Annotated in this window: 22 protein-coding genes, 1 tRNA gene and 1 pseudogene; 9 read left to right on the forward strand and 15 right to left on the reverse strand. The window is 45.2% G+C overall.

Translation table 11 applies throughout. The features are described from left to right. Positions 1 to 285: 285 nt before the first annotated feature. The 3 genes from IMZ38_RS02240 to IMZ38_RS02250 form a co-directional block, all read right to left on the reverse strand. Positions 286 to 696, reverse strand: coding sequence for an ArsR/SmtB family transcription factor (locus IMZ38_RS02240; protein WP_193436567.1), 411 nt, complete (start codon positions 694 to 696; stop codon positions 286 to 288). Between the two features lie 61 nt (positions 697 to 757). Then, on the reverse strand, positions 758 to 970 hold the full coding sequence (locus tag IMZ38_RS02245) for a 4Fe-4S dicluster domain-containing protein (RefSeq protein WP_193436568.1): 213 nt from the start codon (positions 968 to 970) through the stop codon (positions 758 to 760). A gap of 14 nt (positions 971 to 984) precedes the next feature. Beyond that, complete coding sequence (locus IMZ38_RS02250) at positions 985 to 1,167, reverse strand: hypothetical protein (protein ID WP_227410902.1); 183 nt, start codon at positions 1,165 to 1,167, stop codon at positions 985 to 987. A gap of 979 nt (positions 1,168 to 2,146) precedes the next feature. Between IMZ38_RS02250 and IMZ38_RS07360 the strand changes: the two genes are divergently transcribed. From IMZ38_RS07360 to IMZ38_RS02275, 5 genes are all read left to right on the forward strand, one after another. Further along, a complete protein-coding gene (locus IMZ38_RS07360) occupies positions 2,147 to 2,578 on the forward strand; it encodes a glycosyltransferase (protein WP_193436569.1) in 432 nt (143 codons plus the stop codon). Positions 2,579 to 2,591: 13 nt separating this feature from the next. After that, positions 2,592 to 3,077, forward strand: a complete 486-nt coding sequence (locus IMZ38_RS07365; protein WP_193436878.1) for a glycosyltransferase family 4 protein — start codon at positions 2,592 to 2,594, stop codon at positions 3,075 to 3,077. A gap of 1,122 nt (positions 3,078 to 4,199) precedes the next feature. Further along, positions 4,200 to 5,330, forward strand: coding sequence for a glycosyltransferase family 4 protein (locus tag IMZ38_RS02265; protein WP_193436570.1), 1,131 nt, complete (start codon positions 4,200 to 4,202; stop codon positions 5,328 to 5,330). 32 nt (positions 5,331 to 5,362) lie between these two features. Further along, positions 5,363 to 5,752, forward strand: coding sequence for a hypothetical protein (locus IMZ38_RS02270; RefSeq protein ID WP_193436571.1), 390 nt, complete (start codon positions 5,363 to 5,365; stop codon positions 5,750 to 5,752). Further along, positions 5,752 to 6,153 carry a glycosyltransferase family protein gene (locus IMZ38_RS02275; protein ID WP_193436572.1) on the forward strand — a complete coding sequence of 134 codons (402 nt, stop codon included), beginning with the start codon at positions 5,752 to 5,754 and terminating at the stop codon, positions 6,151 to 6,153. Before IMZ38_RS02270 ends, IMZ38_RS02275 begins: the two co-directional genes overlap by 1 nt. Before the next feature lie 29 nt (positions 6,154 to 6,182). Here IMZ38_RS02275 and IMZ38_RS02280 read toward each other — a convergent pair whose 3' ends face one another. The 3 genes and pseudogenes from IMZ38_RS02280 to IMZ38_RS07385 form a co-directional block, all read right to left on the reverse strand. Further along, positions 6,183 to 6,533 carry a hypothetical protein gene (locus IMZ38_RS02280; protein ID WP_193436573.1) on the reverse strand — a complete coding sequence of 117 codons (351 nt, stop codon included), beginning with the start codon at positions 6,531 to 6,533 and terminating at the stop codon, positions 6,183 to 6,185. Then, the gene (locus IMZ38_RS02285) at positions 6,466 to 6,906 is read right to left on the reverse strand and encodes a phosphohexomutase domain-containing protein (protein ID WP_193436879.1); all 441 of its coding nucleotides are present in this window, start codon (positions 6,904 to 6,906) and stop codon (positions 6,466 to 6,468) included. Before IMZ38_RS02285 ends, IMZ38_RS02280 begins: the two co-directional genes overlap by 68 nt. A gap of 48 nt (positions 6,907 to 6,954) precedes the next feature. Beyond that, positions 6,955 to 7,107, reverse strand: a pseudogene (locus IMZ38_RS07385) (heterodisulfide reductase subunit A-like protein); the annotation flags it as partial. A 115-nt stretch (positions 7,108 to 7,222) separates the two neighbouring features. On the opposite strand from IMZ38_RS07385, the gene IMZ38_RS02290 reads away from it, so the two are divergent. Together IMZ38_RS02290 and IMZ38_RS02295 are read left to right on the forward strand one after the other, a co-directional pair. Further along, the gene (locus IMZ38_RS02290; RefSeq protein WP_227410903.1) at positions 7,223 to 7,957 is read left to right on the forward strand and encodes a metallophosphoesterase family protein; all 735 of its coding nucleotides are present in this window, start codon (positions 7,223 to 7,225) and stop codon (positions 7,955 to 7,957) included. A 66-nt stretch (positions 7,958 to 8,023) separates the two neighbouring features. Beyond that, entirely contained in the window at positions 8,024 to 11,155 is a 3,132-nt protein-coding gene (locus IMZ38_RS02295; RefSeq protein ID WP_193436881.1) for a DEAD/DEAH box helicase, read from the forward strand. 8 nt (positions 11,156 to 11,163) lie between these two features. Here the strand turns inward: IMZ38_RS02295 and IMZ38_RS02300 are convergent, their stop codons facing one another. After that, positions 11,164 to 12,165, reverse strand: a complete 1,002-nt coding sequence (locus IMZ38_RS02300) for a zinc-dependent alcohol dehydrogenase family protein (protein WP_193436574.1) — start codon at positions 12,163 to 12,165, stop codon at positions 11,164 to 11,166. Between the two features lie 47 nt (positions 12,166 to 12,212). Between IMZ38_RS02300 and IMZ38_RS02305 the strand changes: the two genes are divergently transcribed. Together IMZ38_RS02305 and sfsA are read left to right on the forward strand one after the other, a co-directional pair. Further along, positions 12,213 to 12,623, forward strand: coding sequence for a hypothetical protein (locus tag IMZ38_RS02305; protein WP_193436575.1), 411 nt, complete (start codon positions 12,213 to 12,215; stop codon positions 12,621 to 12,623). Further along, a complete protein-coding gene (gene sfsA / locus IMZ38_RS02310; RefSeq protein WP_227410904.1) occupies positions 12,562 to 13,272 on the forward strand; it encodes a DNA/RNA nuclease SfsA in 711 nt (236 codons plus the stop codon). Before IMZ38_RS02305 ends, sfsA begins: the two co-directional genes overlap by 62 nt. 7 nt (positions 13,273 to 13,279) lie before the next feature. Here the strand turns inward: sfsA and IMZ38_RS02315 are convergent. The 8 genes from IMZ38_RS02315 to thyX all read right to left on the reverse strand — a co-directional run bounded on the left by IMZ38_RS02315 (position 13,280) and on the right by thyX (position 20,744). Beyond that, positions 13,280 to 13,387 (reverse strand) — tRNA-Glu (locus tag IMZ38_RS02315). A gap of 68 nt (positions 13,388 to 13,455) precedes the next feature. Further along, on the reverse strand, positions 13,456 to 13,989 hold the full coding sequence (gene dcd / locus IMZ38_RS02320) for a dCTP deaminase (protein WP_193436577.1): 534 nt from the start codon (positions 13,987 to 13,989) through the stop codon (positions 13,456 to 13,458). Positions 13,990 to 14,082: 93 nt separating this feature from the next. Beyond that, entirely contained in the window at positions 14,083 to 15,489 is a 1,407-nt protein-coding gene (locus IMZ38_RS02325) for a sodium:solute symporter family protein (protein ID WP_193436882.1), read from the reverse strand. A 60-nt stretch (positions 15,490 to 15,549) separates the two neighbouring features. After that, positions 15,550 to 16,662, reverse strand: a complete 1,113-nt coding sequence (locus tag IMZ38_RS02330; protein WP_193436578.1) for an ABC transporter ATP-binding protein — start codon at positions 16,660 to 16,662, stop codon at positions 15,550 to 15,552. A 4-nt stretch (positions 16,663 to 16,666) separates the two neighbouring features. Beyond that, on the reverse strand, positions 16,667 to 17,482 hold the full coding sequence (locus IMZ38_RS02335; protein WP_193436579.1) for a carbohydrate ABC transporter permease: 816 nt from the start codon (positions 17,480 to 17,482) through the stop codon (positions 16,667 to 16,669). Continuing rightward, positions 17,479 to 18,336: a carbohydrate ABC transporter permease gene (locus IMZ38_RS02340; protein ID WP_193436580.1), complete on the reverse strand. Its 858-nt coding sequence runs from the start codon at positions 18,334 to 18,336 to the stop codon at positions 17,479 to 17,481. Before IMZ38_RS02340 ends, IMZ38_RS02335 begins: the two co-directional genes overlap by 4 nt. 48 nt (positions 18,337 to 18,384) lie before the next feature. Then, entirely contained in the window at positions 18,385 to 19,698 is a 1,314-nt protein-coding gene (locus tag IMZ38_RS02345; protein WP_227410945.1) for an ABC transporter substrate-binding protein, read from the reverse strand. A 116-nt stretch (positions 19,699 to 19,814) separates the two neighbouring features. Further along, a complete protein-coding gene (gene thyX / locus IMZ38_RS02350) occupies positions 19,815 to 20,744 on the reverse strand; it encodes an FAD-dependent thymidylate synthase (protein WP_193436582.1) in 930 nt (309 codons plus the stop codon). Positions 20,745 to 20,808: the final 64 nt, after the last annotated feature.

Here is a 20,808-nt window from a genome sequence, read left to right on the forward strand (position 1 = left end):
GCACCTTTCCCCATTCCCATGCTCAGCCGAAAACCTCTACTAGATGATACGATCCTATTGTTCAAGCGCTCTAAATAGGTTTTAACCGTTCTCCCCGGAAACTAATCCCTCATCTTCCTCGTAAATCCAATCCTTAAAGATCAAAGGTTTGAGGATTAGAAGTATTTTACATTCACTTTCATCATGTTATGGTGTTTAATACTTCCTGCTTAATTCCTCTTTCCCGTGTTCTTCGAAGCTGTTCAACACGGCTTTATCCACGCGTGGTTTCCCGGTTTTAAACACCTACACCTGGTTCCTCTCTTCACGTGTGGATAATATGTTTGGAAACACTGTGAAAACCTTTTCTGAAAGACTAGTTAACGAGTACATTTTATACTTTCCAGTACGCTTATACTGGACCAGCCCAGCCTTCAGCAGTGTTTTTAAATGATGTGAAACCAGGGTTTGATCAAGACCTAGCACGTAGGATATTATGCATACTGGTAGGGAGCCGTTTAAGTAGAGTAGTGATAGGATTTTAAGCCTCGTAGGGTCTGAGAGTTGCTTGAAAACATGGATTAACCCTTCCAACTCTTTCCCGGGTATTTTAATATCTAAATCATGGTTAAGGGGGATTGGTTCGCTGATCCTGCATGCTCCCTTCCCCCTTAATTCCTTAAGGATCTCGGAAACCTTCACCGATTTCGTTGACAAGTTTTCAATCCCTTAATGATCCAATATTTGAGAATGTTTTAAAAGAACCTTCCCCGCGGGATTACTCAGTAGCTAAATCCCCTCTGTAGCTTATGGCCTCATTAGGGCAGATCTTCTGGCAGCCTCTGCAGAGCTCTACACAGTTACTAGGGTTAGCCACTAAGGGCTCCCCATCCCCCCGGACCTCGTAAACATCGTGAGGGCAAAAGTTGAAGCATGTGAGGCATCCGGAACACTTCTCGTAATCTATTACTGGATACCAGTTTTTCGCCACAGTATTCACCAGGGTTAAAGAGCGTTTTCAATAGCCTTAATGGCTTCCTCGGTTGAAAGATTCCTTATTTCAACGCCGACGAACTTGGACTCGTCGAACCCTAACTCCTTAAACACCCAGCCGAACATTTTCTTCTGCATGACAGGGTCGCAGCCTGCTACAACAACTTTATCAATATACTCGTTCCTGCTTAGCAAGGCTCTCCAGAACTACCATATATAGAGGCAAAGAGTAAAGGCATAGGTTATTTTGGTGGAAAAAGTTTTTACTAAAAGCTTCTATGTTCTAATGAAAGCATCAAAATCTCTTTGGGATACGAGTGCTAATATTGTATTTTATATGGCAAAAATCTTAGAGAAACATCATGCTACGAGAGTTAGATAATATTGTAATTAATCTTATGCCTAAAATTAAACTCTCAGATATTTAAAGATTGTAAAAAAGTTACGTATATAGTGGTTTCTTCATTAATTCCAGGACCATTGCCATATGTATTAATTGAGTTTATGTTATAATATATTATACAACAAATAAGTTATAGCATCAACGTAGGTGGTATACCGGAAATTATAGCTGGAGCTGGCTTAGGAGTAAAAGTTATAATGTTGTTGCAGATGAAATAATAACTTTCAATACTCTTACATTGGAGGAAGCTAATGAATTAGGTATCATTAATAAAATGTTTATCTTATTTATCTTACAGAAATTCAGTAATCATAGAACGATCAACAGTTATAACAACCTAGGTTATAGCAAACATTATTGAATACCAGGTGTAAAAAATGGCTTTTGACACTGTTAATTGCAGCAACGATGGTGTCAGCTATAGGTGGATTGCTGGATCTCTTAGTTTTAACCGGCTTTTAGCTTTAAATTTCTATATTCAAAGTGATATATAAAAGCGAGGTGATTAATCTATTTAGCAATTATGCGAGAGGTTTAAATAGCTCTAGAATGCGCAGAAGACCAAAGATATTACTTATTTCTTCACCTCCCATCACACGTTTTTCTAGTGGGTACTACCTTAAAGGTGAATCACCTCTTATTATAAGATTGAGAGAGATTTGTGATGTTATTTCGTAGAGTTGGACTAAGCGTCGTGAACTACCAATTAGCTTTAGGCGCGTTTATCTCTTAGATGGTTTTCAAATATTTCTTGGTCTTATACATTGTATATTGAAAGGTCGTTTTAATGTAATAATTACGACAGGTATTCCTGTTTTAGAGTCTATACCAGCATTTCTCATGGCTAAGCTTTTACGTATTCCCGTGATAATTGAAGAAACGCACTGGTACTGGCCTAGCACACTTATCTCTAAATTAATGTGGCCCATAAATAAATTGATGTGTTCTAAAACCGACTTAATAATTTGTCCAGGTAAACGAGCGTATGTCTATTGGCGATCACTAGGTATACCTAGAGAAAAAATCAAAATTGTGCACTTCTATACAAGTATACTTCAACCGACTCCCGAAAATATAGAGTCTGCTAGACGTATTCGCGATAAATTCAGCGGTAAAGTTATCATATTGTACTTTGGTAGATTGATAAAGAAAAAAGGTGTGGATTATTTAATTAAAGCATTTGCAAAATTAGAGAGAAGTTGAAGACGTAGTCTTAATTATAGCTGGAGATGGACCTGAAAGACATAATTTAGAAAACCTATGTAAAGAATTGAAAGTGAAAAACGTTGTATTTATCGGTGCCGTGTCCGAAGATGTTAAACCAGGCTATTTCTTGGCGGCAGATATTTATGTTTATCCTTCAATTACACTAGAACTACCCGAGGAGTGGCCTTTAGGCGTAGTTGAAGCTATGTCAGTTGGAAAACCCGTTATTGTTACCACAGCTGTTGGTTCTGCTCCCGACGTAGTTCAACATGGAGTTAATGGTTATATCATTCCAGAAAAAGACGTAGATGCTTCATATAATGCCCTGAAAAGCTTAGTCTTGGACAAGGATTTGAGAGAAAAGATGGGACTAGCTTCTAAGAAAATCGTAGAAAACGCTTACACGTATGAACATGCCGTTAAGGGTTTAGCTGAAGCAATAATAATAGCTCTCCGTAATAAAATAAAAGGTAAAACAAAAGATTACATGGGTTAGTTATTTAGATGGTTGGGACTGTGGAAAACATATGCGTGGGTGTTATATTATAGCAAAGAACGCATAAAAGACGATAGGTTATACCTTATGCTCTTTACTTAAACAAACATGGAAACCCACGAAATAATTGTCGATGTACCTTCACTTAAAGATACAATAATCGATGCGATCAAATTATTCATGAATTCTAATAGCGGTAATTTAATAAGAATAGTAGTTCAAGATATAGAGGGACTTCTCAAAACATAAGTCATTATGCCACAGCCGGAAACATCGGGATTAGAGCTTCTATAGGCAATATCATTGTATTTGATATCATTACATTTATTGACACAGATGCTCGTGTATATTCACAATTTATAGAAAACATATGCAGCGTATTCATAACACAGAAAGATGTAATGATTCAACAATTTCTTATTTTGGGAACAAATGGCTTAGCAAACTATTATTGCGTAGAAAATCGACTATCAGAAAAATAGACTTCTTCAGCCTAACGACTTAATTTACCTGAGTAGGCCGAAATATACTACTGCTATAATGGCAATAAGACGTGAATTGCTGTCTATCGTAGGACTGTTTGGTCTTTTTTGATATTGGCAGCGAAGATCGAGATTTTCTTCTACGTGTGGAAAAACATCGCATACAAATAGTTTATAACAAGAAAGCCGTAGTATATCATCAATCACGGCCTTTTACATTAAAAGATTATCTGGAAAATGGGCGCTTCAAGGGCTCGTGCATTTATTAAATACGGAAGAGCAATGTTAAAAGATACTATCAGCGTATTATTTCATATACTTTGCATTGTATTCTTTTTCGTGTTTTTGCTAACAAGAAAGCCATTATTAGGTTTAATACTATTAGCCTCATCATTGTTACTTAGATTTAAAAATACGATCAAAAGTACGTTATCCGAAAATTGGATGGCAAGTAGTATCTAAATGTTAGTATTACAAAATTTATAATTTATATGTATGTAGCTTACTTTGCATTTATGGCTGAACTATTTAGGCATTTCATCGCATTAATAAGTTAGCACTGAGATTATTTAACTATATGGCGCGAAGTAAAAACTTGCGGTGATAAGATATCCTGTCTGAGAAAGAACGAATAAAAATTATGTTCATCCCATTCACAGAAGACAAAACAAGTGAACGAGTTCCTTCACTAATTAGAATTTTGTCAAAATATTTTGACTTAGTGGGATTGAAGCCCCTATGTAGACGTCGTTCAATCTATTATAAGAATAGAATTGTATATGGAATTATATGGATTCTTGAATGGATTACAGAGAGAATTATTATGATCTTAAACGGAATTAAGATGGGTTCACGAAACTTCATAACACTTATATTTTGTGAAGAACCGGAATATGCATTGGTTGGATTTATACTTTCCAAGATTTTAAGAGTACCTTTTATTTACGATAGCCATGGAAACAAATACCTACAGTGTATAAGACTTAGAAATCCCCTCTATTACAGACTCTACATAACGTTCTTAGACATATTCTTGGCGAAAAAGTGTTCGGTCTTACTGGTTGTTTCGGAATTTGACAGACGATGTTACATTAACCAAGGAGTTCCTCCTGGGAAAATATATGTAATTCCAAGCTTTATAGATCTCGAAAAAGTAAAAAGAGCTATAATGAATCCCTCCACGAACATACCTATTCCCAAGGGTAAAAAGACTCTACTTTTCTTTGGTAATTACAACTACGAGCCAAACGTTGAAGCTCTACGATTTATAAACAATGAATTAGCACCAGCGATTGATAACATAGAAAACGTAGAAATATATATATGTGGCCGTAGCCCAGTTCCTATCGAGCAATTAGTTGGACCTCTCCACAGAAAAGTAAAATATCTAGGGTTTGTTCCAGACATATACGAAGTTTTAAATACTGTTGACGCATTCATATGTCCCATCTGGACAGGTGTTGGAATAATTGTAAAGGTGTTAGATGCTATGGCTGTTGGTAAACCTATTGTCGGTACTAAATTTCTGAGAGAGGGCATACCTGAACTTAACGAGAATAATGCCTTACTGGCTAGAAATAAACAAGAATTCATCTATTTAGTCAGACACTTACTCGAACATTACGACGAGTATAAACACATGGGTCAAGTATTACAAAACATTATAGCTACTAGATACAGTCGAGATGTTATTGAGAAAAAATTGTATTTTATAATATTGCATGTTATAAGAGATCGTCTCTTGAAAACTAAGAAGTTTAGAAAACTTTGACGTATTAACAATTTCATGTATGGCGTACAAATATGAAAATGGCAGTATTCTCAGAACTATTCTATCCTCACGGTGGAGGTGCTGAATTAGCAACGTGGTTGTATTTAAAGCTACTCAGTGAGGAAGAAGGAATTAAGATTAAAGTTGTAACTCGTCAATTCCCCGGCGAACCATCTACGGAATTAGTGAACAAGAATCTAACGATATTTAGAATTCCAATGAAGATAGCGCTCGGTAGCAGGTACGATACACTCGTTAATATGGGAATTCTATTGAAAGACTTTAATCAAAAACTGATTAAAGAAAGCGATGTAGTTTATATTCCAGGCTGTTGGTATAGTGCAATACCGATTGCAAAAATGCATAAAAACCAGTTGTTGCCCATATACATAATTACTCCATTGCATGCTCTACATCCTTAATGTATGATTTTGCCAGAGATAGAGTAGGACCTGCAACACTACGATCTTTCATACTCCATGAAATACTTGAAAGGAGACGAAAAATAGTCTCCGTCGTAACTTCTTCTTTGATGAACGAAGTATTTGGGAAGTACTATAATAAACTAGGCATAATGGCGGATGCCCTAATTTTTGTTAGTAGAGCTCAAATGAACCTAATACATTCATTAATTCCATACATTAAAGATAAAAGCTACTTGATATATAATCCTATTCCAAATTACTCACTTATTAAAGCTGAGAAGAAGGGTGTAAGCTACTTTGGAGGAAAGAGTTTCGCTAAGGGATTTTATGTTTTAATGAGAACAATAGAGCAACTCACACGTCTTGCTGGGGTTTGGAGGCGCATGTACTCGGTGTAGACGTGTTAACTCTAGCCGTGTTGTGCTGGTTAGAGTGGTAGGGTTGCTCCAATGCCAAGTTTGACTGCTTTTTCATATGCTAATTTGGTGACTACGACGTCGTGTGATGCTATTTCTAGTAAGACTGCTGCTTTCTTTGGTTTGCTCTTCAAGTACTCTATTCTCCTGGTGCATATGTCTCCCATGTCTAGTTCTACTTTATCAGGGTAGTTTTTGAAGTATGGGCCTTTTGCCCTGGTTGCTAGGTATTGTTGTTTATCGTCTACAACGAAGACGTCAGCGGTGTTTACTACTTCTTCTTTGACGACTGCATCATAGTCTACTGCTATGACTAGAAAGTCTTCTTTCAAGTCGCCGAGGCCTATAAACCTCCTTGGCACCTCCGACAGCTAGTAGTGGCGCTGTTCTATCACCCCATTGAAATCTACCTTCATTATCTATAATCATTGCTCTATCGGCATCGCCATCATGTGCTACTCCAAAATCGCATCCATATAGTTTTACTAATTTAATTGTTTCTACTAGGTTTTCTGGTATTGGCTCTGGTAGTCTAGCTGGGTGTGGATCTAGGTTTCCATTTACAACAACTGGTTTAACACCTAGTTTCTTGAGTAGAAGGGTTGTTGTTAGTGAACCTACATTGTTTCCAGGGTCTACTAGTACTTTGAAGTCTCTTCTAGCTATTTTATCAACATCTACTTTTTCTAATACACCATTTACATATATTTCTATTGCATCTGGAAATCTCTCAATTCTATCAGGTGCACTCTTCCAGTTTACAAATCTATATCTTTCACTTCAGAAGTTATCACCATCGGTTGCGCACAGCTGGGGGTGAATGAGAGCGAAGTCAACCTTCCTATTTCTTCGGAAGTAGTTCACTACTTCAAACACGTTCATCTTCTGAAATGAGGGGCAGGTGCCCTGGCATACGCACATTATCAACTCTTTCATATGAATCACAACTCATTTGAATAATAATTCAAGTATAAAAACCCCGCCATTAACGGATAACCCTTTAATCCAAATTCAAGTTATTATTTAACGGTGATTTTATCTGAAAATACTCGTGTTATCCGATATTCACGGGAACATGGACGCGTTGCAAGCGCTGATGAATAATGTTCCAAGATGGGATGAGGTCTGGGTTCTAGGGGATCTTGTCGACTATGGCCCAGAACCTTATGAAGTAATAGATTATGTTAGATCGCTCAGCCCCAGGCACGTTCTCCGCGGGAACCATGATCACGCCGTAGCCTTCGGGGTTGACTGCGGCTGTGGTGAGAGGACGCATGACCTTAGCGTTTACACGAGAGTCAATATTTCAATGAAAAAAGTGAGTAAGGAGCATGTCGAATGGCTTAAGAGCCTCAGTCCTGTTGAAAGAGTTGCTGAAAAAGGCTTGGAGGCCGTTATCGTCCACGGTAGCCCACGGAACCCTCTCTACGATTACATGCTCCCCGACCTCTCCTTCAACGATTACATGAGGATGCTTACCCCTTCCCCGTTAACCCTCCACGGATTTCGCGGCAGGGTTACAGGACTCGTTGTCTCCGGCCACACCCACATACCCATGGATGTTAGCCTTGGAGATGTGAGGATAGTTAACCCCGGGAGCGTCGGGCAGCCGAGGGATGGGGATCCAAGGGCGTCATGCGGCTTGCTCGACACCGAGACCATGGAGTTCAGGATCATCAGGGTTAAATACGATGTTGACAAAGTCCTCTCTAAGCTTAGAGCACTGATCACTGACGGGGAAGTTTACCAGAGGTTGGCAAGCATATTGTTAACCGGAAAGGTTTGAGCAACTGATTCCATAATTATTTAGGGTTTAAACACTTATTGATTTAAAGGCGAAGGATTGGGGATAATGGGTTTGTTTGCCAAAAATGTTTTAGAGTCAAAAGGGTATAGTTTCATATTCTTCTCAGACCCGCCTGTCGAGCCTTCATACTCAAGCCTTAGGTTTAAGGATGTTCTCCCCGAGTTTTCATCAATAGAATTGGGGGATAAACTACTCTACAAGCATCAGCTGGAAGCACATGAGGCGTTGATGAAGGGTTTCAACGTTTTATTGAAAGCCGGCACGGGTAGCGGGAAAACGGAGGCATGGATACTTTATGCTTTGAGCAGGATTAAGGAGGATAAAAGGTTCAAAGCCATAGCGCTATACCCCACTCTCGCGCTGGCTAATGACCAGATAAGGAGGATTGAGAAATACGTTAAGCTTGTTGATGGGAGGAGTATTCAAATAGACAGTATTAAGAAGGAGGAGTACGTGAAAAGGCATGGGATGCCATGGTTAAGGGAAGCCATTGGATCCTCGAACATCGTCATCTCTAACCCAGCATTCCTGATGCATGATTTGAAGAAGTATCTTTTAAGGAAGACACAGGGCGTTCTAGCCGGCTTATACAGTAGGCTCGACTTAATAGTTATTGATGAACTCGACTTCTACGATCCGAGAAGCCTGGCTTTATTGATGAGTGTTCTGCAAATCCTCAGCGATATCAGCGATGTCAAGCCCCAGGTGGCAGTGTTAACTGCAACTCTTTCCAACCCGGAGGATATGGGAGAGTTCCTGAAGAAGGCGACGGGGCGGGAGTACCGGGTTGTTGAGGGCGAGGCGTTCAGGATTACCAACCATTACTACATAGTGCTCGGCAAGAACATGAGGGAGGTCTACAACAGCGTTAGGAGGTTGTGGAGCGATGCGGTTAGGACACATCCGGAGCTGGCCGCTTACAGTAAGCTTGTCGAAGACTACTCGTCGTTTGAGAAGGAAGCCTACAGGGTTGTTTCAATACTTGAGGGCCTCGGCTACAACGTTCCAAGCATCAGCGTGAACCCTGCCGAGATAATAACGGAGTTCTTCAAGGATGATTACGTAACACTTGTTTTCACGAGAAGCATTAGTTCTGCGGAAGAGCTGGTGAGAAGCATTAAACAGTATGCTGGGGAGGAGGCCCCGCTTGCAAGCCACCACCACTTAATCTCAAAGGCGAGGAGGGAGGAGGTGGAGGAGAAGGCGAGGAAGGGGTTGGTGAAGGTGGTGGTTTCTCCGAGAACCCTTTCCCAAGGCATTGACATAGGCACGATAAGGAGGATAGTCCACCTCGGTCTTCCAGATGATGTCCGGGAGTTCTATCAACGGGAGGGGAGGAAGGGGAGGAGGAGGGAGCTGGGGTATGCGGAGACGGTTATAATCCCGTACACGAGATGGGATAGGGAGTTGCTGAACAACGGGCTTGAAACCCTCCGTAAATGGCTGAGCCTGGGCATTGAGAAAACCCTTGTAAACGAGGAAAACCTCTACATCTACTTGTTCACGGGCACGGTGAAGCTGAAGTCACCATGGTATCGGAGAGAGCTGAACGAGCTGGAGAAGAAAGCCCTGTCCAAGGCCGGGATACTGTTGAAGGATAGGGTGAACACGGAGCTGTTGGACTGGGTTTTCGAGAGGATGAACTTCTACGAGTTTGCCCCGCCATACGGGATTAAGAGGTATATTGAGAGGAACGGGGAGCTTAGACCGCTGGAGCCGATTGGACACGTAGACTTGATCGAGAAGTTCCAGCCAGGATGCATCGACTACTCCGAGGACGCGCTCGTGGTTTCCATAGAGTATGGGAAAACCTCCAGGCTCGTTAAAAGCGTGATAGAGAAACCGATCAAGGAGATTGACTTCTACTCCCATGACGCCCTCTCAGTGGCAGCGGAGGAGTACAAGTACTTGAAGATGAACTGGGGGGAGAAGCCCTCGCTCATAAAGGATTTGTTAACAGGTAGGATAACGAGCGAGGAGCTCTGCGTGGTCTACGTCCCCAGGAACGGTTTCGGCAGGTATAGGAAGATACCTGAGAGATGTATTTGGACTGTGAGGTCTGAGAGGCCCAGGTATGTCCGCGTTGACGACACGCCGCTGGTCTTCTACGATAAGAAGACTATTTACGTTCCAACACCAACGGGGGGTGAGTACAGGGATTTCACATACGGCTACATCTACGATGTTGAAATGAGCGAGGATTCCGAGCTCCTCAGGCTTGCTCTCGCAGTGCTGATGGTTCTGCTTAGGAGGCTTTACGGGATAGCTTTTGAAACAATAATGTATGATGTCGTCAAGCTAGGGGAGTACAAGTACTTCTCGCTCCACGAGCCCGTAGCGGCCGGTATCATAGACAGGCTTGACTGGTTGAGCGTTAGAAGGGATGTTGAGAAATACGTTTTCGACGACTTAGACAGGATTCTAATATCCGAGATAGACGATATTGCCTACTCAACCCTAGTCTCCCTGAAGTTTAACTGGAGCCTTGTGAAAGCGGAAATGCTCAGGGTGGTTGACTACGTCCTGGCCAAGGAGAAGATCCGGGCAGTGATAGAAGGCGTTGAGACACTCATACCGAGACCCAGCCCAGCGTTGAAAACCCTTTCACTCAGCATCATTAGTGAAGTACTGGATGAGGATTCTCTCTCCCCGAGCCTTCTCGTGGCGCTAGCCTACTATGACGGGGGCTTGTCAAGAGCGGTGGTAGAGCTTTATCCCCCAATACCTTACGTTAAACCCCCGCAAGCAATACTAGAGTTTGAGAGAGAGGTCCTGGATAAAATCCTCTACGAGGACTTCAAGCTTGTCGTCGAGGACAGGGGCATGGTTCTCAAGCAGTTGAGAACTGCTAACCTAAGGATGCTTGCAGGATTCATTGAAAAAGAGCCTGGTAAAGTTGTAGACCTGCGTGAAAAATCTGCTGACCTCTCTGTTAAACCATTCACTCCTGAATCCTTGTTAACAGGTGAGGAGAAGGAGCCGAGGATTGAGCCAGCTGATGTTCAGCTGGTTTTGAAAGAGGCTAGGGAGAGGAAGGAATTATCCGAGAGCATGAAGAATGTTATCCAAAGATTTATGGCTAGAAGGGCGCGGGCTGATTACATAGCATACCTAGTTCTAAAGGAGGTTGCGGGCAGGAAGGGTGTAGTGGATAGAAGCAAGACCGGTGTCATCTAGCTCCCAGCCTAGGAGACGTCTAGGACTATTTGACCAAGGCTACGACCGTGTTTAAGCTCTTTCAACGCTTCATTAGCCTCCTCGAGCTTGAAGGCTTTAACCTCAGGCTTAATCCCGTGCTTAACCGCGAGCTGGAGGAACTCGGACACATCCCTTCTCGTCACGTTTGCAACAGTCTTAACCTCCCTCTCCTCCCAGAGTAGCCTATACTCAAGCCTCTCTATAGGGGTCATGTATATCTCGCCTAGTACGACCCTGCCTCCCTTGTCAACCTTCCGCAAAGCTTCCACGAACACTTGTGAAGCCGGTGCATAAACTATTGCAGCATCAAGTTTTGACGGCGGTTCATCAACCGTTCTCCCAGCCCACTCAGCCCCGTTCTTAAGCGCGTGCTCTATTTTCCACGGACTGCTCGTGAAAACGTAAACCCGTAGCCCCAGCTTCCTAGCTGTTTGAAGCATTAAATGCGCCGCGCTCCCGTATCCGAACAAGCCTAACACCCCGTCCGAGCCCACGAGGCCGGTTAGTCTTAAAGACCTGTAGCCTACGGCTCCGGCGCACATTAAGGGAGCTGCTTCAAGCTCACTGAGCCCTCCGGGTATTTTATGAATAAACCTGTAGTGTGCCACCATGTATTCAGCATAACCCCCGTTTACAGAGTAGCCTGTGAACAATGCTTTATCGCAGAGGTTTTCCAAACCCCTTTTACAATACCTGCACTCACCGCATGCGTAGTACAGCCATGGAACACCCACAAGCTCGCCAGGCACCACGCCTTCAACAGCGTCTCCAACCTCAACGATTCTCCCTATCACCTGGTGCCCAGGGATTAATGGGAGTCTTGGAGGAGGTAGCTCGCCCTCGACTATGTGGAGGTCTGTCCTGCAGACGCCGCATTTCGATATTTTTATCAAGACTTCCTCGCTCCTCGGAGAAGGGGTTTCAACGTTAACGTATTCCAGGGGATTGGTTTCAACAGGGGCTGGGTTGCGCAGGAGCATTGCCTTCATAAGTTAAAATACACCTGTCTACTATAAGGGTTGAAGGGGGTAATTAATTGGTTTCACTAGCCAGCACGAACGTTTACTTTCTACAGGAAGTTTCAGCGGTGCTGTTGCTTGCAATACTTGCCTTCATACTGCTAGCCGGTGTGAAAGGGTGGAGGAGGTATGTGGTCACCTGGCTCAGCCTCGTGTTAATCATCCTCCACTACACGGTAATTAGCATAATATCGAAGTACGCTAAGGTTACAGTGCTCCCTTTAATAGTGGTTGAGCATGATTCATACGGGGGTAGCCTATACGTAGACTACGGGCAGCTAGCGATTCTAACAATCCTTATAGTTTGGAGGAGGGAGATTTACGAGAGAATTAAGAAAATAGCCAACAAACTCAGGGCAGGGAGGGGTGGGCTTGAGAGTTCTCAAACTGGAGGGGTTGGTGAAGGCCTGGCTGAGGAAAAGAGTTAACAGGTTCACGGTTGAAGTAGAGGTAGATGGTTCCCCGGTGAAGGCTCATTTAACCAATACCGGCAGGCTTCAAGAATACCTGGTGAATGGGAGGAAATCCCTCCTCGCCAGGATTAAAGGCCCCAGGCTCAGCTACAGGCTTATTGCTGTTGAAGATGGTGATGGATACGCTGTGGTAGACACTATCAGCCAGCAAAGGGTTTTCGAATCACTGGTACGGGACAACTCGATTCCATGGCTTAAGGACTGCTTCATCGTTAAGAGAAACTATAGGATTGAGGGAGAGGTTATAGACTACCTTATCGAATGCCACGGTCTGCAAAGGCTTGTAGAGCTCAAGAGCAGTGTCTTGAGAACAGTAGATAACTACGCATCATACCCGGACTGCCCTACCGATAGAGGAGTGAGACAGATTGAAACCCTTGCACGGTTCGCTGAGAAGTACAAGCCCCTCGTCGTGTTCATCGCGGCTCTTCCACGCGTCAAAGGGTTTAAACCGTTCTGCAGGGGAGACCCAAGGATACTTGAGGCCGTGATGAATGCTTCCATGAAAGGAGTGGTTTTCAAATCCATTAACACGTACATGGTTGACGAATCGGGCTGGATTGTTTTAGAGAACCCTGACCTTCCTGTACTGCTTGAGTGTTAGGGAGAAGTGCCGCCGCCGGGATTTGAACCCGGGTTTCCCGCACCCTTCTCGAACGGACCTAGGGTGTCACGGGCTCGAGAGGCCCGCATACTTGACCGGGCTATACTACGGCGGCACCTAGGTATTCGTTTAATAGTTAATGGGGGTTTAAAACCTTGCTTAACCTTGTCGGAAGAGGACTGCTTACTTACCGCTGTCAGGCTTGGGAGGGGTTACACTAACCTGCCCCTGATACTTCCCCTCGTAGGGCTTGTAGACAGGGCTGCTCGTCCTTAAGAAGACTATGTGGAGGAACCGTTGCAGAGGGTAAACCCTCACCGGGACATTCCCGCCTATAACTTCAATGGTAATGTTCCCCTTGAAGCCAGCATCTATCACGGTTGGAGGGATGAACAGGTTGAGCCTGGCGAAAGTACTCCTCAAGTTGACGAGACCCACCAGGTCTATCGGCATCTCAACCCATTCAAGAGTTGTCGCCAGGACGTGCTCGTGAGGATTTATCACGAAGCCCTCGTCACCAACCTCTACACACTCCAGGAAGTCTCCCACGTTAACCAGCTTGGAGTCTAGAATGCTTCCGTTGGCCTTGAACCTGCAGAACGTGTTGCCAAACCTCAGGTCCACACCATTCTCCCTTACCGTGTCCTCGTAGAGAGGGCTTATAGCGAGGAGTTTTTTCTCAAGGTAGACTTTAATATCCCAGTCGCTCAAAATCATTCAAAACACCCTTTGGCAGCATCTAAGGGGTATTTATAGAGCCTGTTCATTTAAAAACAATATTGAAGCAGAAAGGAGAAAAACAGGGTAGGGTTATTCCCCAACCTCCTCCAGTGGCGGGGCAGGAGGCCTCCCGAGAGCTTTCCCGATGGCTATCAATACTAGGAAGGTGATCACTCCTACAAGGGCGCCGATCACGGTATCCCCGATCCCGTACGGCTGACCAGCAAGCCTCCAGTAGACTCCGGCAATGCTCCCGGTAATTATCGCAGCAATCCCCGCTTCCTTAGTGACATACTTCATTATCAAGCCCAGGGCGAAGGGCGCGAAGGGTCCCGCGGATCTCAGCATGAACGCGAAAGTGTTGATCGTCACTATGTCGAACCTTGTCAAGGCTGCTGAAGCTGCTAGTACGCCTACAACAACTACTCCTAAACGGGTCAGGATCAGTATTTCCTTGTTGCTAGCGTTTTTCCTAATGTATCTCTTCCATATGTCGACAGCGAATATTGAAGCTGTCCCCAGCATGTCTGAGTCAGCGCTGGACATGGTTGCTGCTAGAATGGCGGCTAAGGCTATTCCTGCAACAGGCTCGGGCGCGTATCCAAGCATTACCTTTGCATATGCTTCGCTAGCATTTATGCCTGGAAGCTCGGCCAGCGCTATCAGTCCGATTAAAGCTGGTATGAAGGCATACACGCCCATTAAGACTCCCGAAAGTATTGATCCTTTCAGAGCGATTTTCTCATCCCTGGACGCAAGGGCTCTCGAGGCCATTTCAGCACCGGTTATGAAAGATACTATGTACATGAACGTCAGGTTCAGAATATTGTTGTATCCCAGCTTGAAGAAGTCTAGGTGTCCGGCAGGCAGCCTTGCAACAACGCTTTCCCACCCTCCTGCGTTGGCTAGTATAAACGGTATTGCGACAAGCATTCCCAGGGTTATCATGAGCCACTGCACGAAATCCGTCATCACATCAGCCCATAACCCGCCGAGAATAGTGTAGAGGATGGTGATGATTGTTGCTAAGAGCACGCCGGTTTCGAAGGAGAGGCCTGTTAGGGCTGAGAAAATAGTTCCCGACGCAAGTATTTGCGAAGCCGTCAGGGTTGTGAGAGATATCATTTGAAGAATGGAGGTAGTTAGGTGGGAGGGGGCGCCGAACCTTTTAGATATGACTTGTGGAAGGGTCCAAGCACGGGTTTTCCTCATGTAGTAGAAGACGTAGCCAACGGGTATCATTGCTATTCCAGCTGTCATAATGTACCATCCAGCGGACAGCCCCCATGCCCCGTACGCCCTAGCAGCCACGCCCACGGTGCTTCCTCCGCCGATGTTATTGGCTGAGAGCGACGCAGCCACGAATAATAATCCTACCCTTCGGCCAGCTATTACAAGGTCTTCAGCAGTTTTCACCTTATACCTAGCAGCGTAGAACCCGACCCCAAGCATTAGTAACAGGTAGGCTAGGACAACTATTAAGGCCCAGACATACATAGGACTCACAATTAATATTGGGATGGCTTTATTTTTAAAACTTGTTGTTTAAGGATGGGGTCACAGGTTCAGCAGGTTCTTACCAGACTGTTTCTCGAAAACATGTAGCTTATCCACGCGGAAACTGATCCAGACCTCCTCCCTGGAGGCCACCTCTGCTTGCTCGGGAGGAATTATAGCTGTTAAACGAGTGTCTGCGATTTTCAAGTGGGCCACTAGTTCACGCCCAAGCTTCTCAGTATACATCACCTTCCCTGGAAAGCTTCCTTCTTCCTTGAAAACCGATACTTTAACATGCTCCGGCCTCACGCCCAAAACTATCTCTAACACCTTCTTCTCAGCCGCAATCCTACCGTAGGCTTCCGGGAGCTTGTACTCTCCGAACTCGCATAGAACTGTGCCTGTTTCAAAATCCTGCATCCTACAGTTAAACATGTTCATAGGCGGGCTTCCAATGAAACCTGCTATGAAAGTGTTCAACGGCTTCTCATAAATCTCCTCAGGGGTTGCCACCTGTTGGAGAACGCCGGACGACATCACACCCACTCTGTCGCCCATGCTCATAGCCTCCACCTGGTCATGGGTAACGTAAACCACGGTGCTCCTGAACTCTCTCTGTATCTTCTTGAGCTCAACCCTCATCAAAACCCTCAACTTGGCATCAAGGTTTGAGAGAGGCTCATCCATTAAGAGTAGCGGCGGGTTCCTGATTAAAGCTCTCGCTAAGGCAACCCTTTGCCTCTCCCCACCGCTCAACTGCGCCGGCTTCTTAGACAATAAATGTTGAATACCTAGGATGGCTGAAATATTCGTAACCCTATCCTTAATAGTCTCCGGGCTTTCTCCTCTAACTTTCAAGGGAAATGCTATGTTATCGAACACTGTCATGTGGGGGTATAAGGCATAATCCTGGAAAACCATTCCTAGGTTTCTCTCCTGTGGCGGAATATATATCTTCTTCTCCGCTGAGGCGACTAGTTTATCGCCAATCCAGATTTCCCCTTTATCAGGCCTCAGTATTCCCGCTATACAGTTTAATACTGTTGACTTCCCACTCCCGCTCGGCCCGAGCAGGACGAAAAACTCCCCATCCCTTATCTCCAGGGTGAATTCTCTCACTGCCTCGGTTTTCCCGAACCTCTTGTGCAGGTTTACGATCGATACACCAACCACGGTCTCACCCCTTCACCGCCCCTGAGAGATACCCTCTAATCAAGTATTTTCCTAAAACTACGTACACAATAATCACGGGTAGGGCGTAGATAAGGGTTCCAGCCATTTGAACATTCCACTCAGCCGAGGTCGTGCCGAGGAGGTTTGCCAACACGACGCTAGCAGGCTGATTCACGCCTCTTGTGAGTATTAAGCCGAACAATAGGTCGTTCCATATGCTTGTGAACTGGAAAACACCTGTTACAACGAAAGCAGGCCATGAGACGGGTAGTGCTATGTTAAAGTATATTCTCAGCAAGCCTGCGCCGTCAATTCTCGCAGCGTTGATAATGCTCTCCGGTATTTCACCGTAGAAGTTTCTAAAGAAGAGAGTACATATCGGGATGCCGTAGATCGTGTGAACAATTGACATACCCAGTATGGAGTTGAACAATCCCAGGTTCCTGGTAACAATTATTAATGGAATAATAACTGCGTGGTAGGGTATGAATATTCCAAGAGTCAGCAGGAAGAAGACAAGATCCGAGTACTTGAACCTAATTCTCGTCAGGGCGAAACCGTTAACGGAGCCTATCATGGTTGAGAGCACGGTGGCTACGCTTGTGAAAATCAAGCTGTTGAGAAGCCCTTGTGAAATAGCGTTTAAAGCTCTCCCCAAGGGATCTATTGTGGGCTGGGATGGAGGGGCGATAGGGATGGATGTTCTAACTTCAATATCGTTCTTCAACGCGGTTGTGAAAACCGTCCAGAACGGGAGTAGGTAGAACAGCGCGAACAATGTAAGGATCGCGTAAATCACAATCCTGCCTGGAAACCTCACTTCTGCCCCCTCCTCAAGGAGACTATCATGTACGGGATAACAATGGCCATAACCATTAAGTAGAGGATACTGGCTAGTGCAGCACCGTACTGGAAGTCTGTTTCAAAGAACGCTCTCCTATACATTAATAGTGCGAGAACATATGTTGAAACACCCGGGCCTCCATTGGTGAGCACGAATATGAAGTCGAAAGCCTTAAGCGAGAAAACCATTAGAACAACGAAGATTGAGAGAATCCATGGCTTTATCTGGGGTAGAACAATCTTGGTGTATATTTGTAGCGGGGAAGCCCCATCTATTCTCGCAGCGTGGAGCTGGGATTCCGGTATCGACTTAATCCCAGCCAGCATGACTAGTGACGCATACCCCGAGAACTGCCAGGTTAACGCTATTATCACGCTGTATAAAGCGATCTCGGGATCCCCTAGCCAGTTAACACGCTGTCCCAGAAGGGTGTTGATTACTCCGTATGAGTAGTTGTACATCCAAGCCCACATTGATGCTGTGACTACGAAGGATAGTGAGAACGGGAGCAGGTATAGACTCCTGTAGAAACTCTCGAACCTCCCGCCCACAATGTCGAGCAGGATTGCCACCAGCAGTCCAACACCCACGCTTATGGGGATGAAAACCGTTATCAAAACTATGTTGTTTCTAAGTGAAACCCAGAAAACAGGGTCTTCAAGGGCTTTGTAGTATTGTTCGAGACCTGAAAACCTGAACTCCATGGTTAAACCAGTGGATTCTGAAAGCGATAAGAAAGTGTTCCACCCTATAAGCCCGTAGATGAAGAAGTATGCTATTGTGATCGTGAAAGCGAGAAAAATTACGAGGAAAAGGGAGCCTTTCTCCACCCGATCTCCCCTATCTTATAGTTGATTATGGAGGGTTTAAAAAAAACTTTATGGAATGAGCTTCCATTCTTTAACATACTCGTTTTTCGCGGCCTGTATAGCGTTTATTATGCCATTACATGCTTCCTGAACATTCCTGTTCGACGCGAAAGCGCTTGCCACGTCGTTAAAGGCGCTCGCGAACTTTTCAGGCGCTCCGCTACCGTGGACTATGCTGGGAGCCATGTACTGGGCGTTTTTGAAGTCCTGGATAGCCGATCTCTGATAGGGGCCGTACTTGTTAATGTCAGCGTCGAGCCTAGCTGGTATTGAACCCTTAATCGGGTTGAACGCATCCTGGCCCTCCTTTGACCCAACCACTATTAGCCACTTCTCAGAGTTCTCAGGGTGCCTAGCACCCTTGGGTTTCTGGAAGCAGTCGACAACTAACACGTAGACCCCCTTCGTTCCTGGCACAGGTATTGCACCATAATCCACGTTGAACGTCTTGTTAGCTACGAGGAACTCTCCATTAGCCCAGTCTCCCATGATTGTGAAGACGGATTCACCCCTAATCACTTTAGCAACAGCCTGATCCCAGGTGAGGGTTGCATAGTCAGGGTTCACGTAATCCATGTATCTCTTGAAGATGTTGAACGCGTTGACGAGCCTTGGATCGTTAGGGTCTGAGAGCTTGCCGTTTATCAAGTCCTGGTAGAAGTCAACTCCTTGACTTATCAGTATCTGCTCGAGCGCGTGCGCTATTTCCCATTTACCAATACCGCCCATCGCGATAGGGTATGTGATACCCTCCCTTCTGAGTTTTTCACAAGCCTCGAAGAAGCCGTCCCAGGTCTCCAGGGATGCGGGGTCGATATTGTGCTGTTCCAGGATTTTCTTATTGTACCATAGGACGTTGGCCCTGTGAATGTTCAATGGGACGGCATAGTAATGCCCGCCCCACTTAACCATGTCCTTCACTACGGCGGGGAAGACTTCCTCCCATCCCTGCTGAGCCCATAGGTGGTCTATTGGTTCAAGGTAGCCTCCATCGATATATGGTTTCATCTCATATCCTGCGTGGATTTGGAACGAGTCTGGGGCCTCCCCCGCCGCCACCATTGACTTCATTACTGCTTTCAACACGTATCCAGCTCCTCCAGCAACGGGGCTTTGAATAACGCCCACGTCGGGATATTTCTCCTGGAATACTGCTACGAGGGCGTCTATGGCGGCTTTCTCGCCGCCGGATGTCCACCAGTGATATATTTCCAACAGGTTAGCCTTCGGCTTGGGAGCCGTTGATAGGAAGTAGTATAGTATTCCGCCAACAATTATAGCGGTTACGAGAACGGCTATTATTACCGCGTGGAGGGTGCGCATTACCTCCACCGATATGTAAATTTTACGCACGATTATTTAAAATTTTATATCAAGATTTAATGCTGGAGTGGCCGATTTTTCAATCAGCCAGGAATATAGGTAGCCTGAGAAAGGTTTCAGGGAGAGGGGTTGTTGACAGCGTTTTTCAAGCAGGAGGGGATTTTATCGTTTGGGACAAGCTCGGGGCATCTCTGAATGGTGAACGAGCACTTGCCCTCTAAGTAATCGTTGAGGCTGCATGGGTTGTTTCTCACCCTGTTCTCCATTAGCACGCAGCGTGGTCCTGCGTAGGAGAAGATTGCAGGGTGTGTTTTAACCAGCTGATTCCTCAGCTCCCAGGCTATCATTCTAATCTCCCATTGAGCACGGGAGCACATTCTCAGGGGGAGGAAAACCTCCAGGAGCTCCCTAGCGTTCATTGAGACTAGTACACGGGTTTTCACAGCCTGGGGGAGCAGGTATCTGGCATCCTCGTAGGGTGTTTGCGATGCGAGAGCCTTGTAGTATGCGGCTGTTGCCTTTAAAAGATGCTTGAAGAACCAGGTCTCGCCAGCCTTAACCATGGTTGGAGGGATCACGTATGCCTCGCTGACAAGATCCAGCAGGGTGTTGAAATCACTCAGGCTTCCCCCAGCCTCCTCCAGCACCCCGGCGGCTTCAGCAAAGCCTTCTGGAACCGGGGAGTTGACAAGGGCTGAAGCCTTCTCAACAAGCCTTCTCAAAAACCTATCGCTATATCTCTGCGACAGCTGAGAATAGCTTGCATGCCTATGCCTAACCAGCTGATGACTACACGCCCTGCTACAGACGATTTCAAACACGTAAACACTGTGCTCCAAAGGGCTCCCATGACCCCTTGAGACAAGCTCACGTATCCATGAATCCTTCCTCTCGTTGCTGAGGCTTTCAAGTATTTCCGTGAAGTCCTTAGGGGATATTGTCAGCTTAGCAGCGGATGCAATAATGGAGTCAGCCTGGTCAAGCCAAGCCACAAGCCTAGCCTGCGGGAGATGCCTATACTGGTTTTCCCCGGGGATACTGCTCATTCCACAACCCTTTAAGGCTTCTTGACGCACACCTACTTATAATAACCATAATTAATATGCTATT

Origin of the sequence: Thermosphaera aggregans, assembly GCF_014962245.1 — an archaeon.
Classification (GTDB): domain Archaea; phylum Thermoproteota; class Thermoprotei_A; order Sulfolobales; family Desulfurococcaceae; genus Thermosphaera; species Thermosphaera chiliense.

Excerpts from the sequence above, each read along its gene's own strand:
- IMZ38_RS02265 (WP_193436570.1), top strand. The coding sequence starts at position 4,200 with ATGTTCATCCCATTCACAGAAGACAAAACAAGTGAACGAGTTCCTTCA.
- IMZ38_RS02270 (WP_193436571.1), top strand. The coding sequence starts at position 5,363 with ATGAAAATGGCAGTATTCTCAGAACTATTCTATCCTCACGGTGGAGGT.
- IMZ38_RS02275 (WP_193436572.1), top strand. The coding sequence starts at position 5,752 with ATGTATGATTTTGCCAGAGATAGAGTAGGACCTGCAACACTACGATCT.
- IMZ38_RS02295 (WP_193436881.1), top strand. The coding sequence starts at position 8,024 with ATGGGTTTGTTTGCCAAAAATGTTTTAGAGTCAAAAGGGTATAGTTTC.
- IMZ38_RS02300 (WP_193436574.1), bottom strand. The coding sequence starts at position 12,165 with ATGAAGGCAATGCTCCTGCGCAACCCAGCCCCTGTTGAAACCAATCCC.
- dcd (WP_193436577.1), bottom strand. The coding sequence starts at position 13,989 with ATGATTTTGAGCGACTGGGATATTAAAGTCTACCTTGAGAAAAAACTC.
- IMZ38_RS02325 (WP_193436882.1), bottom strand. The coding sequence starts at position 15,489 with ATGTATGTCTGGGCCTTAATAGTTGTCCTAGCCTACCTGTTACTAATG.
- IMZ38_RS02345 (WP_227410945.1), bottom strand. The coding sequence starts at position 19,698 with ATGCGCACCCTCCACGCGGTAATAATAGCCGTTCTCGTAACCGCTATA.
- thyX (WP_193436582.1), bottom strand. The coding sequence starts at position 20,744 with ATGAGCAGTATCCCCGGGGAAAACCAGTATAGGCATCTCCCGCAGGCT.